10 protein-coding genes are annotated in these 17679 nt (G+C 73.2%); 5 read left to right on the top strand and 5 right to left on the bottom strand.

What is annotated here, in order from left to right; translation table 11 throughout:
* Positions 1-14: 14 nt before the first annotated feature.
* Positions 15-1817: a sensor histidine kinase gene (locus NOCA_RS26160; RefSeq protein ID WP_011757743.1), complete on the bottom strand. Its 1803-nt coding sequence runs from the start codon at positions 1815-1817 to the stop codon at positions 15-17.
* 144 nt (positions 1818-1961) lie between these two features.
* Here NOCA_RS26160 and purF point away from each other — a divergent pair, with 144 nt between their 5' ends.
* The 3 genes from purF to NOCA_RS23315 all read left to right on the top strand — a co-directional run bounded on the left by purF (position 1962) and on the right by NOCA_RS23315 (position 5001).
* Positions 1962-3506: an amidophosphoribosyltransferase gene (purF, locus tag NOCA_RS23325; protein WP_011757742.1), complete on the top strand. Its 1545-nt coding sequence runs from the start codon at positions 1962-1964 to the stop codon at positions 3504-3506.
* Between the two features lie 7 nt (positions 3507-3513).
* A complete protein-coding gene (purM, locus tag NOCA_RS23320; protein WP_011757741.1) occupies positions 3514-4602 on the top strand; it encodes a phosphoribosylformylglycinamidine cyclo-ligase in 1089 nt (362 codons plus the stop codon).
* 210 nt (positions 4603-4812) lie between these two features.
* Positions 4813-5001, top strand: coding sequence for a DUF3073 domain-containing protein (locus NOCA_RS23315; protein ID WP_011757740.1), 189 nt, complete (start codon positions 4813-4815; stop codon positions 4999-5001).
* A gap of 209 nt (positions 5002-5210) precedes the next feature.
* On the opposite strand, the gene NOCA_RS23310 is transcribed toward NOCA_RS23315, so the two are convergent.
* The 4 genes from NOCA_RS23310 to NOCA_RS27265 form a co-directional block, all read right to left on the bottom strand.
* Complete coding sequence (locus tag NOCA_RS23310; RefSeq protein WP_011757739.1) at positions 5211-6302, bottom strand: Glu/Leu/Phe/Val family dehydrogenase; 1092 nt, start codon at positions 6300-6302, stop codon at positions 5211-5213.
* 81 nt (positions 6303-6383) lie between these two features.
* Positions 6384-7622, bottom strand: coding sequence for a hypothetical protein (locus tag NOCA_RS23305; RefSeq protein ID WP_011757738.1), 1239 nt, complete (start codon positions 7620-7622; stop codon positions 6384-6386).
* Between the two features lies 1 nt (position 7623).
* Positions 7624-10896, bottom strand: coding sequence for a response regulator (locus NOCA_RS26155; RefSeq protein ID WP_011757737.1), 3273 nt, complete (start codon positions 10894-10896; stop codon positions 7624-7626).
* Between the two features lie 97 nt (positions 10897-10993).
* A complete protein-coding gene (locus NOCA_RS27265; RefSeq protein WP_140404091.1) occupies positions 10994-11248 on the bottom strand; it encodes a dsRBD fold-containing protein in 255 nt (84 codons plus the stop codon).
* 162 nt (positions 11249-11410) lie between these two features.
* Here NOCA_RS27265 and NOCA_RS23295 point away from each other — a divergent pair, with 162 nt between their 5' ends.
* Positions 11411-13690, top strand: a complete 2280-nt coding sequence (locus tag NOCA_RS23295) for a DUF6351 family protein (RefSeq protein WP_140404092.1) — start codon at positions 11411-11413, stop codon at positions 13688-13690.
* Between the two features lie 304 nt (positions 13691-13994).
* Positions 13995-17642, top strand: a complete 3648-nt coding sequence (locus NOCA_RS23290; protein WP_041546868.1) for a WD40/YVTN/BNR-like repeat-containing protein — start codon at positions 13995-13997, stop codon at positions 17640-17642.
* Positions 17643-17679: the final 37 nt, after the last annotated feature.

Here is a 17679-nt window from a genome sequence, read left to right as displayed (position 1 = left end):
CGATCAGGCGCCGGTCAGGCGCCGGCGCCCGGCAGCCAGACCTGGAAGGTGCTGCCCCGGCCCAGCTCGGACCGCACCTCGAGCCGGCCGCCGTGGCGTTCGACGATGCGGCGCACGATCGCCAGCCCGAGGCCGGTCCCGGGTTGGGCCACCGCCTCCGGGTTGGAGGAGCGGAAGAACTCCGTGCCGAGCCGCAGCAGGTCCTCCTCGGAGATCCCGATGCCCTCGTCGGCGACGGTGAGTACGACGTCCTGGCCGGCCCGGTCGACCACGATCCGCACCGTGCCCGATGCGGGGGTGTACTTGACCGCGTTGCTCACCAGGTTGGCGGTGACCCGGTCCAGCTCGTCGTGGTCGCCCAGCGCGAAGACCGGGCCGGCGGGCAGCTCGACGGTGACCTCGAGGTGCTTCTGCTCGGCGGGCATCGTGATCAGGTCGACCACGTCGTCGACGATCCGGGCCAGGTCGACCGGGGCGGCGATCAGCGGGTCGTCGGGGTCGCCGACCTTCGACAGCAGCAGCAGGTCCTCGATCACCCGGACCATCCGCCGCGCCCCGCGGTCCATGGCGTTGAGGGAGGTGCGGGTCGTGCCGGTGAGGTCGGGCGAGGACTCGAGCATCTCGAGGTGGCCCATCACCGAGGTGAGCGGGTTCTTCAGCTCGTGGGCGACGGTGGCGATCAGCTGGCCCTTGTAGGAGTCCAGCGCCTGGAGCTCCTCGACCAGCTGGTGCTCGCGCTCGAAGATGCGCGCGTTGAGGATGGCGCGGCCCAGGTCGTGCCCGATGTCGAGGGCGGTGGTCGCCTCGGCCTCGGTCCACTCCGGGGCGCCGGCGGCGCGGGTGAGGACCAGGTTGCCCAGGCACTCCGGGCCGGCGCCGAGCGGGGTGAACAGCAGCGACTCCACGCCGATCTCACCGAGGAAGGCCAGCACCAGCGCGCCCTGCTCGGGGGAGATGGCCGGGCCGAGCTCGCGGTCCGGCGCGACCACGGCGGCCTGCTGCTGCTCCCAGGCGCGGCGCGCGGCGCCCTCGGCGATGTCGACCAGGTCGGGGGTGAGACGGACGTGGGTCCCGTCGGAGGAGTAGATCTCGCCCCGGGTACCCCCGTGGTCGTCACGGTCGAACGTCTGCAGCCACATGCCGACCGCGCGGAAGCCCTCGACCAGCGCCTCGCGGCTGTCGGCGACGATCCGGTCCAGGCTCAGCTGGGCGGTCGCGGTCCGCACGATCCGGCGCGCCGCATCGGCCATCCGTACCCGCTCGGCGAGCTTCTCCCGCTCGAGGGCCACGAGCACGGCCCGGCGCGCCTGCTCGGCGTACTGGTTGAGCACCGCGCGCTGCGCCCGGCCGGGACGTCGACCGTCGACCGGCAGGTCCATGGCCAGCGAGCCCTGGAGGTTGCCGCCGTCGTCGTACAGCGGCGCCACCAGCATGTCGAGCGGGTGCCAGGCGTCCTCGGCCGCGTCGATCGGGGAGATGTCGGGGACCCAGCCCCAGTCCTCGCCGGCGTCCGGGTCGAGACGCTCGTGCGGCACGAAGCGCAGCAACCCCCAGTCGTCGGCCTTCGCGAGCTCACCGGTGAGCCGGTCGACCGGTGTCCGCCGGCCCTGGAGCTCCAGCCGCGCGGAGTCGCTGCCCGCGACCGCCATCACCTCCATCTTCCCGTCCTCGCGGACGGCGCTGATCGCCGCTACGCCGAAGCCCGCGAGCTGGGTGACCCCCTCGGCGATGAGCTGCAGGGCGTCTCGGGAAGGAGCGTCTGACCAGTCGGCGTGCTGGTTCGTGACTGGCAGGTCTGGGATGGTCTCCCGAGGCAATTGGTCCTCGTCGTGGGTCAGGGGATCGCGGACTTCATGGTAGGGGTCGCGGAGCGGTCCTGGGCTGGTTTCGCACTCCTCCCCGACTCCTCAACGGTGGTACGGCAGATGGGACACGGGGGAGGGAGGCCCTAAACTCGGCACGTGCCCTACCAAAGCAGCCCCCGCAAGGGAGGCGACGGCAGGCTGACCGCGGCGCTCGACCCCCAGGACCAGGGCCCCCAGGACGCCTGCGGCGTCTTCGGCGTCTGGGCACCCGGCGAGGACGTCGCCAAGCTCACCTACTTCGGCCTGTACGCGCTCCAGCACCGCGGCCAGGAGTCGGCGGGCATCGCGGTCAGCAACGGCCGCCAGATCCTGGTCTACAAGGACATGGGCCTGGTCTCCCAGGTCTTCGACGAGACCACCCTGGCCTCGCTCAAGGGGCACCTGGCCATCGGCCACAGCCGCTACTCCACCACCGGGGCGAGCACCTGGCAGAACGCGCAGCCGACCTTCCGGCCCACCGCGGACGGCTCGATCGCGCTCGGCCACAACGGCAACCTGATCAACACCCACGACCTGGCCCGGATGGTGGTCGACCTGCCCGGCCCCGGCGACGAGCTCGAGCTGCACACCCGCCCGGCCGAGACGTCGACCAACGACACCGGCCTGGTGACCGCGCTCCTGGCGCACCACCCCGACACGTCGCTGGAGCAGCGCGCGCTGGAGGTGCTGCCCCAGCTGAAGGGCGCCTTCTGCTTCGTCTGGATGAACGAGGACACCCTGTACGCCGCCCGCGACGCCCAGGGCATCCGGCCGCTCGTGCTCGGCCGGCTCGAGCGCGGCTGGGTGGTCGCCAGCGAGGACGCCGCACTGGCCACCATCGGCGCGAGCGTGGTCCGCGAGGTCGAGCCCGGCGAGATGATCGTCATCGACGAGTTCGGCCTGCGCTCACACAAGTTCGCCGACCCGGCGCCGAAGGGCTGCGTCTTCGAGTACGTCTACCTGGCCCGGCCGGACGCCACGATCAGCGGCCGCAGCGTCCACGAGTCCCGGGTCGAGATGGGCCGCCAGCTCGCCCGCGAGTACCCCGTCGACGCCGACCTGGTGATCCCGGTCCCCGAGTCCGGCACCCCCGCGGCCGCCGGCTACGCCGAGGAGAGCGGCATCCCGTTCGGCCAGGGTTTCGTGAAGAACGCGTACGTCGGGCGCACCTTCATCCAGCCCAGCCAGACGCTGCGCCAGCTCGGCATCCGCCTCAAGCTCAACGCCCTCGAGCACATGATCCGCGGCAAGCGGATCGTCGTCGTCGACGACTCGATCGTGCGCGGCAACACCCAGCGCGCCCAGGTCCGGATGCTCCGCGAGGCCGGGGCCCGCGAGGTCCACGTGCGGATCTCCAGCCCGCCGGTGAAGTGGCCGTGCTTCTACGGCATCGACTTCGCGACCCGCGCCGAGCTGATCGCCAACGGCCTGACCCCCGAGGAGATCGCGGCCAGCATCGGCGCCGACAGCCTCGGCTACATCTCCCTCGACGGCATGATCGACGCGACCGGCCTGGAGCCGGACCGGCTCTGCCGGGCCTGCTTCACCGGCGAGTACCCGATCCCGCTCCCCGACGAGAGCCTGCTCGGCAAGCACCTGCTCGAGTCCTCGATCCAGGCGCCGTCGTACGGCAAGGCGCTGCCCGTCCTCAACAACCCGTAGGAGCCCCGTGTCCGAGCCCGTTCCTGGCAACGCCTACGCCGCCGCCGGCGTGTCCATCGAGGCCGGTGACAAGGCCGTCGAGCTGATGAAGGTGTGGGTCGAGAAGGCTCGGCGGCCGGAGATGATCGGCGGGATCGGTGGGTTCGCGGGCCTGTTCGACGCCTCGGCCCTGAAGTCCTACACCCGGCCCCTGCTCGCCACGTCCGCCGACGGCGTCGGCACCAAGGTCGCGATCGCCCAGGCTCTCGACAAGCACGACTCGATCGGCTTCGACCTGGTCGGGATGCTGGTCGACGACCTGGTCGTCTGCGGGGCCGAGCCGCTGTTCCTCACCGACTACATCGCGACCGGCCGGGTGCTCCCCGAGCGGATCGCCGCGATCGTGAAGGGCATCGCCGAGGCCTGCATCGAGGCCGGCTGTGCGCTGCTCGGCGGCGAGACCGCCGAGCATCCCGGGCTGCTCGGACCGGACGAGTACGACGTCGCGGGCTCGACCACGGGCGTCGTCGACGCGGACGACCTGCTCGGCCCCGGCCGGGTGCGTCCGGGCGACGCGGTCATCGCGATGGAGTCCTCCGGGCTGCACTCCAACGGCTACTCGCTGGTGCGGCACGTGCTGCTCGCCCCGACCGACGCCGGCGGCGCCGGATGGACCCTCGACCGGCAGGTCGACGAGCTCGGTCGCACCCTCGGGGAGGAGCTGCTCGAGCCGACCCGGATCTACACCCGGGCGTGCCTGGCCCTGGCCCGCGGGACCCGCACCCACGCGATGTCACACATCACCGGCGGCGGCCTGGCCGCCAACCTCGAGCGGGTGCTCCCCGTGGAGCTCGCCGCGACCCTGGACCGCCGTACCTGGACGCCCGCGCCGGTCTTCGACCTGGTCCGCCGGGTCGGCGCCGTCCCCCAGCCCGACCTGGAGATGACGCTGAACTGCGGCGTCGGCATGGTCGCGCTCGTCGATCCCGCGGACGCCGACGCGGCCGTCGCCGTCCTCGGCGAGCACGGCGTGCGCGCCTGGGTGGCCGGGGAGGTCATCGCCGACGCCGAGCGCGGCGGCCGGGTCGAGCTGGTCGGCCAGCACCCCGGCTGGTGACCCCGCGCCCGGGCCGGTTCTGGTCCGGTTCTGGTCCGGTTCTGGGCCGGTGGGTGACCCCGGCCACGTGAAATGTCGTCGCGCGGTGTCGAAAGCGCGAACGGATGTGCGGGAACAGCCGCCCAGCAGGTAGCGTTGGCCCCACGAGATATCGATGAGACAGTCCGGGTGCCACAGTGCCCCGGCCGAGCGTGCGAGGGGGCTGACCCTATGGGGCGCGGCCGAGCGAAAGCCAAGCAGACGAAGGTCGCCCGCGACCTGAAGTACCGCACTCACGAGACGGACTTCGGGGCCCTGGCCAACGAGCTGCACGGGCGAAGCGACACAGACGACACCGACCAGCTCGAGCCGGAAGAGCTCGACAAGTGGTCGGACTACACCGACTCGCGTCGCGACTGAGTCTCACCCCGGCCCGGCCCGACCGGTGCCACCCGCGCGCCACGCCTGTCCTCACCCGGCGGCACGCGCTGTTCGTGCCTGCGGCGTGCGTGGACGGTTTCCCCGGTTAACCGGGGAAACCAGAACTTCTGGCCCGAAGTTTCGGCCCAACAGTTCCAACTTCCCCGGTTAACCGGGGAAACCAACCCCCGGCGCCGACGAGCCCGGCCTCAGCGCTGCGGCATCCACATCCCGCGCAACCGGCTGACCTCACGCATCCGCTGCTCGGCGAGCCGGTCGGCGGCGATGGCGGGCGGTACGCCGTCGGAGGCGGCGCGCTCGAAGACGCTGAGCGTGGTGTCGAAGATGCCGGTCGCCCGCTGCTGGGCGCGCTCGAAGGAGAAGCCCTCCAGCTCGTCGGCGACCTGGATCAGCCCGCCGGCGTTCACGCAGTAGTCGGGGGCGTAGAGCACGCCGCGCTCCTCCAGCGCCTTCTCGATGCCCGGGTGGGCCAGCTGGTTGTTGGCCGCGCCGCACACGATCCGCGCCGACAGCGTCTCGACCACCTCGTCGGTGAGCGCACCACCGAGGGCGCACGGTGCGTACACGTCGAGGGTCGAGGCCACCAGCTCCTCGGTCGACCCGACCACGCGCACCGACGGGTGCTCGGCGCGGACCCGCTCGATCGACGGCGCGTACGGGTCGGTCACGACCACGGTCGCGCCGTCCTCGACCAGGTGCCGCACCAGGTGGTGGCCGACCTTCCCGACCCCGGCCACGCCCACGACCCGGCCGTCGAGCGAGGCGCTGCCCCACGCGACGGTCGCCGCGGCGCGCATGCCCTGGAAGACGCCGTACGCCGTCAGCACCGAGCTGTCCCCGGCGCCGCCGTGGGCCACGGTGCGGCCGGTGACGAACGAGCACTCGCGGGCGATCACGTCCATGTCGGCCGAGAACGTCCCGACGTCGCAGGCGGTGAAGTAGCGGCCGCCGAGCGACTGCACGTGCCGGCCGTAGGCACGCAGCAGCGGCTCGGTCTTCTGGGTGGCCGGGTCGCCGATGATCACGGCCTTGCCGCCGCCCAGGTCGAGGCCGGCGAGCGCGGCCTTGTAGGACATGCCACGGGAGAGGTTGAGGACGTCGTGGATCGCGTCCGCCGTGGAGGCGTAGGGGTAGAAGCGGGTGCCGCCGAGGGCGGGCCCCAGCGCGGTGGAGTGGATCGCGATCACGGCCTTGAGGCCGGTGGCCGGGTCGTTGGCGAAGACGACCTGCTCGTGCTCGGAGCCCAGCTCGAAGACGTCGGCGGACGCGGTTGCAGACATGGGTGGTGCCTACTTTCTGGTGCGGGCCACGGGGTGGTGTGGCGCTGACGGGGACGGACCCGACAGGGGTGGCGTCGTGTCCTACGACACACGGTAGTCCGCTCGGACCGAGCGTGCGACGACGACGTCCCCATGTGTGCCGTAGCCGGGCAGCGGGCCGCCGGCGGGCCGGCCGTTGAAGCCCACCAGCAGCCACGAGTCGCCCACCGGCGCCAGCGTCGGCCACGGGATGTTGGTGGGGTACGGCGCCTCCAGGGCGCCGGTCTCGCGCAGGTCCAGGTCGAACACGGGGTACCGGCGGCGGACCTTGTCGCTCGCCAGGACCCGCCACGCTCCGTCGAGGTGGGCCAGGGTGGTCCCCTCGGTCTGGGTGAGGTCCGTGGCGGCACCCAGCAGGGTCAGGTCGTCCAGCGTCGGCCCGGCCGCGAGCGCCGGGTGGAACCGGAAGAACCGCGTGGCGCTGACGAACCCGACCAGCCAACCGTCCCCGGCGCGCGCCAGGTGCGGGTCCCACACCCCCACGGACCCCAGCCCGTCGACGGGGAGCGCGAGCGCCTCGGTGTCCAGCAGGTGCGCGCCGCCGAGCAGGTCCGCCGTCGTCCGGGCCAGCGTCACGCCGACGGTCGGCCGGCGCCGGTCGAAGTCGCCCCAGGTACTGGTCGCGACCAGCCACTCGTCGCCGTCGCGGAGCACGTGGGTCGCGTGGTCGCCGTACGCACCGGGCCGGTCGGGGCGCCGGAAGAAGACGTCGGAGAGGTGCGTGAGCCCGAGCGTCCCCGGGTCCAGCTCCCACAGCGAGGTGTGCGCGGTGTCGAAGAAGCCCGGGCCGGCGCTGGTGGCGGACAGCAGCACCCGCCCGCCGGGGACGCCGCCAACCAGCCGCAGGTCGCGCAGCCCGAGCTGGCCGAACCGGCCGGCGAGCGGGGCGTCGCTGCGCAGCCCGGTGAGCCAGCTCTCGTTCCGGGTGTCGAGCCGGTCGCGCAGGTCGACCCGGCCGCGGACCAGCCACGGCCCGGGTCCGCGGGTGAGCACGCTCAGGTGCGTCCCGGTCAGCGCCAGGCCCACCTCGCGGGCCGGCCCGTCGGTGCGGGCGAACCGCCGCGAGCGATGCCGGCTGGTCCGACCGCCCGCCGTCACCTCCAGCCAGGCCGCGGTGCCGTCGTACCGGGCGACCAGGACGTCGTCGCCGGAGCGCAGCTCGATCCGTGGACCGGGTCCGACGGCGGCGGCGTACGGCGCGCACACCTCCGCGAGCGAGGAGCCGCGGACGACGAGGTCCACCGGTCGCCGGCGCCCGGCCGGCACGAACCGGGGGAGCACCTCAGCGGTCCCGGGTGGTCGCCTGCTGGAGCGCGGCCACCGCGAGCTCCACCTCGGCGGTCGCCGTCGTGAACAGCGGCTCGGCGCCGGTCGTGGAGCCGGCGATGCCCAGCGCCTCGAGGCGCGCGGCGGCCTCGGCCACCCGCGGCAGCCCCAGGTTGAGGGCGCTGCCCTTGAGCTGGTGCGACGAGGTGAGCAGTCCCATCGCGTCGCCGCGATCGACCGCGGCGCGGATCGCGAGCAGCTGGCTGCCGACCCGACCGAGGAACGAGGCGGCGGTGCGCTCGAAGAAGCTGATGCCGTCCTTGCGCAGGCCCTCGAGCATCGCGATCCGCTCCGCGTCGAGGATCCCGTCCGCGATCCCGCTGAGGAGCCCGTCGGCCGGCTCGGGGGACGCCGGCGACGCCGTCCGCCGGTCGCGCTCCGGGACCGCCCACTCACGGATCACCCGCTCCAGCTCGGCGGTGTCCACGGGCTTGGTGAGGTAGTCGTCCATGCCCGCGTCCAGGCAGCGCTCGCGCTCGCCCTCCATGGCCGAGGCGGTCAGCGCGATGATCGGCACCCGCCGGCCCACCGGCTCGTGGCGGCGGACCTGCCGGGTCGCGTCGAACCCGTCGAGTCGCGGCATCCGGCAGTCCATCAGGGCCGCGGCGTACTCGTGCGGCCGGGTGAGCAGCCGCACCGCCTCGACCCCGTCGGAGACGACGTCGACGGTGCAACCGAGGTTCTCCAACAGCCCGGCGGCGACCAGCTGGTTGACCTGGTTGTCCTCCACGACCAGGACCCGGATGCCCAGCCCGGGTCCGGCCGGCGAGGCCGGCGCCGGCCGGGTGGTCGCGTCGCCGAGCAGCGCCTGCAGGGCGCCGCGCAGCTCGCCGTGCCGCACCGGCTTGCTCAGCGAGGCGTGCACGCCGGCGCCCTCGACCTCCTCCCGGGTCACCGTCTGGTCCGAGGTGAGCAGCAGCATCGCGGGGGCGCCCACGGACGGGTCCGCACGGATCTGGCGGGCCAGCATCAGTCCGTCGGTTCCCGGCATCATCAGGTCCAACAGGGCGACGTCGTACGGGTCGCCCGAGCGCGCCGCCTCGCGCAGCGTGGCGATCGCCTCGGTGGCGCAGGCCACCGCCACGGGGCGCATCCGCCACGCGCCGAGCTGCTCCTCGAGGATGAACCGGTTCGTCTCGTTGTCGTCGATCACCAGGGCGCGCCGCCCCGCGAGGTGCCGCGCGTGCTCCCGGCTCGCTCCGGTGGCACCGGAGCCGCGCCCGAAGCGGGCCGTGAACGAGAAGGTGCTGCCCCGACCGGGCTCGCTCTCGACCCAGATCTCGCCACCGAGGGCGATCGCGAGCTGCCGGGAGATCGCCAGGCCGAGCCCGGTGCCGCCATGCCGCCGGGTGGTCGACGGGTCGGCCTGGGTGAACGCGTCGAAGAGCCGCTCGCGGGAGTGCGGCTCGATGCCGACGCCGGTGTCGGCGACGTCGACCTGCAGCACCACCTCGTGCCCGGGCCCGGGCCCGGGCTCGGACTCGGACTCGTGCTCGTGCTCGTGCTCGGCCAGCACCCGCGCCTGGACGACCACCTCGCCCTGGTCGGTGAACTTGACCGCGTTCGAGCCGAGGTTGGTGAGGATCTGGCCGAACCGTACGGCGTCGCCGCGCAGCTGGACGGGCACCTCGGGGTGGCAGGCCACCACGAGCTCGAGCCCCTTGGCGTGGGCCGGCCCGCTGAGCACGGAGGCGACCTGGTCGAAGACCGCGCGCACGTCGAAGTCGGCCGACTCGAGCTCGAGCTTGCCGGACTCGATCTTGGAGAGGTCCAAGATGTCGTTGATGATCCCGAGGAGGGTCAGCCCCGCGCCCTGGAGGTTCTCGGCCAGCCGGCGCTGGTGGTCGTCCAGCTCGGAGAGCAGCAGCAGGTCGGTCAGCCCGATGACGCCGTTCATCGGGGTGCGGATCTCGTGGCTCATGGTCGCCAGGAACTCCGACTTCAGCCGGGACGCCTCCATGGCGTCGTCGCGGGCCTCGGCCAGCTGGGCGGCGCTCCGCTCGCGTTCCGCGACGACCGCCAGCTGGGTGGCGACCTGCTCGACGAGCTGACGGGACTCCTCGTCGGGCGGCACCTCGTCGGCGAGCAGCTCCGCCACCGCGAGGACCTGGTCCTGGACGATCACCGGCACCGCGACCAGGCTGTGGGTGGCCGCCAGCGCCGGCAGCGACCCGACGACGACCGCCCGCGTCGCGCGGGCCTGCTCCGCGAGGTCGTGGTCGAAGTGCAGCGTGATGCCCGGAGGCGCGGGCGGGGACTCGAGGTCGATCTCGGTCCGACTCAGGTCGTCGCCGCACACCCAGGCGCCGACGGCGTACCAGCTCGTCAGCCCGGGCAGCCCGTGGGCGACCATCAACATCGCCTCGCGCAGCGAGGTCGCGACGTTCGCGGCGCTCGCCATCTGCTGCAGCAGCCGCAGGCGGCGGGTCGCCTCGTCCGCGGCCCGGTCGGCGTTCTTGAGGTCGGTGACGTCCTGCACGGTGCCGCCGGTGCGGATCGGGGCCCCGCTCGCGTCCCGCTCGACGTAGCCGAGCACCCGGCCCCACCGGACGCTGCCGTCGCGGTGCACGATCCGGCCGTCGAAGGAGTACTGGTCGCCCCGGGTGAGATCGTGGCGGGCCGCGGCGATCATCTGGTCGCGGTCCTCGGGGTGGGCGAAGGAGATCATCAGCTCGATCGAGGCCGGCTCCTCCTGCGGCGACAGACCGACCAGCCGGTACATCTCGTCGGACCAGGACATCTCGTCGGTGCGCAGGTCGCGCTCCCAGCTCCCGAGCCGGGCGATGCGCTGGGCGTTGGCGAGCTGGTGCTCGCTCGCCTGGAGTCGCTGGAGCAGCTCCTTGCGCTCGGTGTACGGCGCGATCCGGTGCAGCCAGCCGGTCCGGCGGCCGTCGGCGTCGTGGAGTGGCGCCGAGCTGACCAGGCCCCACACGGTGGAGCCGTCGGGTCGGTAGAAGAACGCCTCGAAGTTCTCCCGGCCGTGCCCGGTGCGGATCATCTCGCCGAGCCACTCCCAGAAGTTGTGGACGCCCTCCTCGTCGAAGAAGTCGACCACGCGGGTCCCCGGCATCTCGGCCTGGTCGCGGCCGAGCATCTCGGCCATCCGCCGGTTGGCGTAGGAGGTGATCCCCTGGTCGTCGAAGATCCAGATGCCGTCGGGCAGCAGCTCGAACGAGCGCAGGTCGGGACCGGGGTCGCCGACGGCGTCGTCGTACCCGTCCGAGCTCATGGACCGATCATCGCCCAGGTGCCGTGGAATTGTGTGGATCCCGACAGAGCATGACGCGGAGACCCGCCGGGACCACCGGGAGCGGGCGGGGCGTGGGTCAGGCCTGGTCGGTGTCGGCGTACTGCTCGGAGTGGGAGTAGTAGCCGAGAGCGGTGCTCAGGCTCTCCAGCGAGCGCCGGGCGGCGAGGGCGAACTCAGGTGCAGGGTCTCGGTCCAGGTCGTCGTGGCGGATGGCCCCGAGCCCGATGCTCGGTGCGGCGTTCGGCTCGTCGGCGCGCAGCATCGCGACCGCGGTGACCTCATCCCCGTCGTCGGACAGCTCGATGTCGACGTGCCAGGTGGTGGTCTGCATGTCCTGCTTCTCTCCTTGTTCGCAGGGACGCTCCTCGTCCCGATGCGAGTCAACCCGGCTGTGACGGGTGGGACCACGGACCACCTTCACCCCTGGGCGGGGACCTTGGTCCCGTTGCGACCGGGCCACGTGACGGCCGCCACCGTCCGTCGTTGTCGAGGCATGCGCTCGCGTCTCCTGCTGGTCCTCCTCGCCCTCGTGGCCCCGGTCCTGGTCGCCCTCCCGAGCGGGGGCAGCGCGGCTGCGACCCGCGGCGCGCTGCAGGTGCAGGTGCTCTCGAACCGGGCCGACCTGATCTCGGGTGGGGACGCGCTCGTCGCCGTGCGCATCCCGGCGGGCGTGGACCCCGGCCGGGTCCGGGTGGTCGTGGACGACCGCGACGTGACGGACCGGTTCGCGGTCCGCGCCGACGGCCGGTACGTCGGTCTGGTCGACGGCCTCGCGCTCGGCCGCAACGTGCTGCGGGCGACGGTGCCGGGAGTGAGCGGTGTGGCCGGCGACCACGCGGTGATCGTCGACCACCCGAACGGCGGGCCGGTCTTCTCCGGCCCGCAGACCGAGCACTACCGCTGCCAGGAGTCCGCGCGCGACGCCCAGTGCAACGAGCCGGCGACCTACGACTACCTCTACAGGTCGACCGACCCGCTGACCCCCGACCTGCAGCCCTACGACCCCGACAACCCGCCCTCGGACGTCGCCACCACGACCACCGACCAGGGCGTGGAGGTGCCGTTCGTGGTCCGTCGCGAGCGGGGCTACCAGGACCGTGACCGCTACACGATCCTCACCCTGTTCCAGCCCGGCCGGCCGTGGCGCGCCTGGTCCCCGCAGGAGCAGTGGAACCACAAGCTGCTGGTCACCCACGGGGGCGGCTGCGGCGCGTCGTACACCCCCGGGTCCCCGCCGCTCGCCGACTACTCCGGCACCTTCGACGGCGTCCCGCTGGTGACGCCGAGCTATGTCACCGCCCTCGGCCGGGGCTTCGCCGTGCTCTCGACCGCCCTGGACAACACCGGCCACAACTGCAGCGTCGCGATGAACGCGGAGTCGGTGCTGATGGCCAAGGAGCGGCTGGTCGAGCAGTACGGCGAGCTGCGCTACACGATCGGCACCGGCTGCTCGGGCGGCTCGATCGCCCAGCACACCGTGGCGAACGCCTACCCCGGGATCTACCAGGGGCTCGTGACGACCTGCTCCTACCCGGACACGTTCACCGCCGGCGCCCAGTTCGCCGACTACCACCTGCTGCGGCTCTACTTCGAGGACCCGTCGCGCTGGGGCCCCGGCGTCGTGTGGACGCCGGTGCAGATGGCGATGGTCGAGGGGCACCTCTCGCACGTCAACGCCGTGGTCGCCGACGAGGGCCTGTTCAAGGCGGCGCTGGACCCGGAGCACGCCTGCTCCGGCACCGTCGACCCCCGGCCGGGCGACCCGGCCACCCGCTACGACTCCGAGACCAACCCGGGCGGGGTGCGCTGCTCGGTGCTCGACCTGCTGGTCAACCAGCTGGGCCGCCGGCCCGCCTCGGTCTGGACGCCGCAGGAGCAGGCCGCCGGGCACGGCTTCGGCGGCATCCCGTTCTCGAACACGGGCGTCCTCTACGGGCTCGCCGAGCTGAAGGCGGGCACCATCACGACCGCCCAGTTCGTGGACCTGAACGCCAAGCTCGGCGGCCTCGACGTCGACTCCCAGGCGATCCCGGAGCGGATCGCCGGCGACCCGGCCTCGATCGCGCGCGCCTACCGCACCGGCCTGATCAACGAGGCGAACCACCTCGACGAGGTCGCGATGATCAACCACGGCGGGCCGGACCCGGGCATCGCGCACGACTACGCCCACGCGTTCTGGACCCAGGAGCGGCTGCAGGCCGACCAGGGGAACACCGACAACCGGGTGATGTGGTTCGGGCCGACGCCGCTGATCGGCGACGTGCGCTGGGCCGGCGAGGCCCTGCTCGCCATGGACCGGTGGCTCGCCGCCGTCGAGCAGGACCACGGCCCCGAACCGCTGGCGCAGAAGATCGCCGCCGACCGTCCCGCCGACGTCACCGACCGCTGCGTGGTCGCGGAGGCCGCCGACGCGTGCGACGTGCAGGAGCTCCAGGTCCTCCAGACCCGCCTCTCCACCCCACGCCAGGAGGCCGGCGGCCCGCTCGCCAACGACGTCGTCGCCTGCCGGCTCACTCCGCTCGACCGCGCCGCCTTCGACTTCCTGCTGGTCCCGTTCACCGACGCCGAGTGGGCCACCCTCCAGGCGACCTTCCCCGACGGCGTCTGTGACTGGTCCCAGCCCGGCCTCGGCCAGGGCCCCGCCGAGACCTGGCTGCGCTACGACGCCGCCGACGGCGGCCCGGCGTACGGCGGCCGCAACCTGCCGCCCCCGCCCGCCGACTCCGGCCTCGGCACCCTCGGCCCGGTGTGGACGGAGATGCTGACCAAGTAGCTGCCCGGGTGGCCCGGGCCGGCCCGATGTGGTCTCGGATGGCCCCCGGGGTCGGCGGTGTGCTGGCAACCGGATCAGACCCAGATGGGTTGCCGAGCCCCCGCCCGCCCGCGATCAGGAGCAACGCCGCACCGGGCCCTTGCCACCCGTCCGCACCGGGCGTAGAACTCGACTGTGATCTGGGTCACGCTCGTCGATCGATCCGACGTGACAACTCCACATCGAAGCCTGACCAACCGACCGGAGCGTCGTTAGGGATCTCGGGGCCGATGGTCGACCCCCGCTCGTCCTCACAGGAGTCCCGATGTCCTTCTCGCTGCGCATGCGCTGGCTCGCCGTGGCACTCACCCTCGCGCTGGTCGGCTCCCTGGTCGCCGCGGTCCTGCTCAGTCGCCCCGACCGGGCGAGCGCCGGCGCCGAGACGTGCGCCCCGGGCTTCCAGCCGGTCGAGGACGCGCTGCGCGAGGTCCGCGCCGAGATGCGGGCCGAGGGGGAGTACGCCGAGCAGGCCGATCACGACGCGGAGGCCGCGCGTGAGGCCGCGGCGGAGCACGAGGGCGAGGCCGAGGGCGAGCTGGTCCGCGAGGCCGTCCGCGAGCTGCCGATGCTCCGCGGCACCGACCCGGAGGACTGGGACCACCTGTGCGTGGTCGGCAAGCGGCCCGAGTCGCTCAAGGAGCTCAACGCCCTCTTCGAGACCCGGGCGATGGCCCGGCTCGCTCCCTACGGCGCCTACCGCGACGGGGCCGGCATCGCCGCCGCCCGGCAGGCGGCTGCGCTGCGGACCACCCCCGCCGCCAGCGGCACCGCCCGGGAGTACGGCCGCGGGCCGCTGATCGTCAACGACCCCGCCTACCCCGAGGTCAACGGCCTCGGCCTGGCCGACAACATGGGCCGGATCGACAGCTTCGCGCTGGACCCGGCACACCAGCGGATCTTCGCGGCGGTCGGCAACGGCGGCATCTGGCGCTCCGACGACCTGGCCGGCCACTGGACCGACGCCACCGGCAACCTGCCGACCACGGTCACCGGCGCGGTCGGCTGGACCCGCTACCGTGGCGGGCGGCTGCTCGCGCTGACCGGCGAGCCGACGTTCGGCGCGTCGGCGTACACCGGTCTCGGCGCCTACTGGTCCGGCGACCTCGGCAAGCACTGGACCCGCGCCAAGGGCGTGCCCGCCGGCGCGCTCGGCTTCGCCGTGGCCGTCGACCCGGCCCGCCCCGCCAAGGTCTACCTGGCCACCCAGAAGGGCCTCTACGGGTCCACCGACGGCGGCCGCTCCTACCGCAACCTGCGGCTCCCCACCGGGCCGTGCGCCGGCGTGACGAACACCGTCAGGAAGCCGGAGTGCGCGCTGGCCAACGTCGTCACCGACGTGGTCGTGGCGGCCAAGGGCGGCGTCGGCACCAGCACCGAGGCCGGCACCGTGGTCGCGACCGTCGGCTGGCGCGGCGGCCAGCGCACCAACCCCGACGGCTCCGTGCAGTCGCCGCACAACGGCGTCTACCGCTCGGCCACCGGCACGGCCGGCAGCTTCCGTCGCCTCGCCGCCACCGGCTTCGCCGCCCCCGACGCCATCGGCCGCGTCGAGCTCGGCAACGCCGTCGGCCCGGAGCAGGACCACGACGTCCTGTACGCCGTCGTCCAGGACGCGAACCTGCTCAACCACGGCGGTCTGGCCGGCATCGACGCCCCCGACGAGCTCGGCGCCCCGCCGGTCGGGACCACCGTCCTCAACGGCATCTACGTCTCCACCGACTTCGGTGACACCTGGACCGAGCTGGCCTCCGGCACCGAGCTGACCGCCGACCCGACCACCGGCTCGGCGCTGATCGGCACCGGCACCGCGATCGGCTACCAACCCGGCGTCCAGGGTTGGTACAACCAGTGGATCCAGCCGGACCCGACCCGGGCCGACGCCAACGGCATCCCCACCCGGCTCGTCTTCGGGCTCGAGGAGATCTGGACCAACGACCTGGGCCAGGCCGGCGTCCCGCTCGACGGGTCCGTCCCGGTGCACTTCGTCGTGGCCGGCAAGTACTTCGGCGGCGACTCCTGCCTGCTGCTCAGCGCCGGTCTCCCGGCCTGCCCCACCGACCGCGACCCCACCGACGACGGCTCCACCACCCACCCCGACCAGCAGGACGGCATGTGGATCCCCGACCCGGAGGTCGCCGGCGGCGTGCAGCTGGTCGTCGGCAACGACGGTGGCGCCTACCGCTACCGGTTCGAGGACGACCCGGACGGCGAGCTGGACAACGGCCACTGGGGCCCCGGCGACCAGACCGGCTTCGGCACCCTGATGCCGTACTTCGCGGCGATGGCCAACGACGGCACCGTCTACGCCGGGCTCCAGGACAACGGCAACCTCAAGATCGACGGCAAGACCCGCAAGCAGTACGAGACGTACGGCGGGGACGGGTTCTTCTCGGCCGTCGACCCGTTCGACTCCAAGACGGCCTACGAGGAGTACACGAACGGCGCGATCTCGGTCACGGTCGACGGCGGCACCAGCTGGGCGAGCATCGACCCCGGCCTGACCGCCTCGAAGTTCTCCAACCCGTTCGCCATGGACCCGACGAACGCCAAGCACCTGGTCACCGCCGGGCGCGAGGTGGTCGAGACGCTGATGGGCTCGAGCACCACCTCCGGCATGACCGACGCGGCCGACGCCGACGCCTCGACCACGACCTGGCGCAAGGTGTTCGACCTCGGCACCCGCTCCGCCCCCGGTGACGCCGGCGCCACCTCCTCCTCCGCCGACCCCGACAACTCGATGTCGGCGATCGCGACCCGTCGGAACGCGACGTACGTCGGCTTCTGCGGCTTCTGCGACACGCTCAACAAGCTCTCGACGACCGCGTCGCTGTTCCGCAACGGGCTGGCGACCAACGTCGGCGGCTCCGCCGCCGGGGCCGCCGGCACCGCCGCGGGCTGGCACGTCGTGCAGCCGAAGGGGCTGCCGAACCGCTACATCACCTCGATCGCGATCGACCCGAAGGACCAGGAGACGGTGTACGTGACGCTCGGCGGCTACACCCGGCGCTGGCTGCCGCCGGGCGCGGTCGGCGACGCGAACGCGCAGATCGGCCGCGGCCACCTGTTCGTCTCCCGCGACGCCGGCCGGCACTTCCGCGACATCTCCGGGAACCTGCCGGACTCCCCGGCCGGCTGGGTGACGGTACGCCGCCACCAGCTCCTGATCGGCACCGACGTCGGGGCGTTCGCCAGCGGCGCCCGCGGCACCCGCCAGTCCGACCCGCGGTTCGCCCGGCTCGCCGGCCTGCCGGCCGCTCCGGTGTCGAGCATCCAGCTCAAGCCGAACAACCCGAACGTCGCCGTCCTGGCGCTGTTCGGACGCGGCGTGTGGACCTACGGCTTCGCGAGGAAGTACCCGGTGCCGGACAACCCCGGCCCGCAGGTCCCCACGATCGGCACCGTCGCGCAGACCTGGGACTTCGAGGCCGACGCCCAGGGCTGGACCGCCGACGGCCTGCCGAGCACCTGGACCCGGGAGCAGCCCGGCCACGGGTCCGGCACGGCCGAGGACGCGAACGGCTTCGCCTTCGACGTTGCCGGCCCGCTGAACTACCTCGACAACGCCGACACCACCCTCACCTCGCCCGCCACCGCGGTGCCGGCCGGGACCGGCGTGCTGCGCTGGTCGATGCGGCTCGACACCGAGGGCGGGTTCGACCCGGTCACGGTCCAGGTCTCCACGGACGGCGGCACGTCCTGGTCCACGCTCGGCACCTACTCGGGCAAGAACCCCGACGCGCCCGGCTGGTCGTCGTACGCCGTCGCCTTCCCCGCGCCGGGCGGCGACGTGCAGGTCCGGTTCCACTTTACCTCGGACTCGCTGTGCTCCGCGCCCGGCGGTCCGGTGTGCTCCTCGACCTCCGGCTGGGACGGCGTGCACGTCGACGACGTGACCCTCGGAACCACGGGCTGAGGGCACCGGGCGGCCCGCGACCGACGCCGCGGGCCGC

It is taken from the genome of Nocardioides sp. JS614, from assembly GCF_000015265.1.
In the GTDB taxonomy this organism is placed as follows: Bacteria; Actinomycetota; Actinomycetes; order Propionibacteriales; family Nocardioidaceae; genus Nocardioides.
The sequence above is the reverse complement of the archived record's forward strand: the minus strand, read 5'-3'. Positions and strand labels throughout refer to the sequence as shown.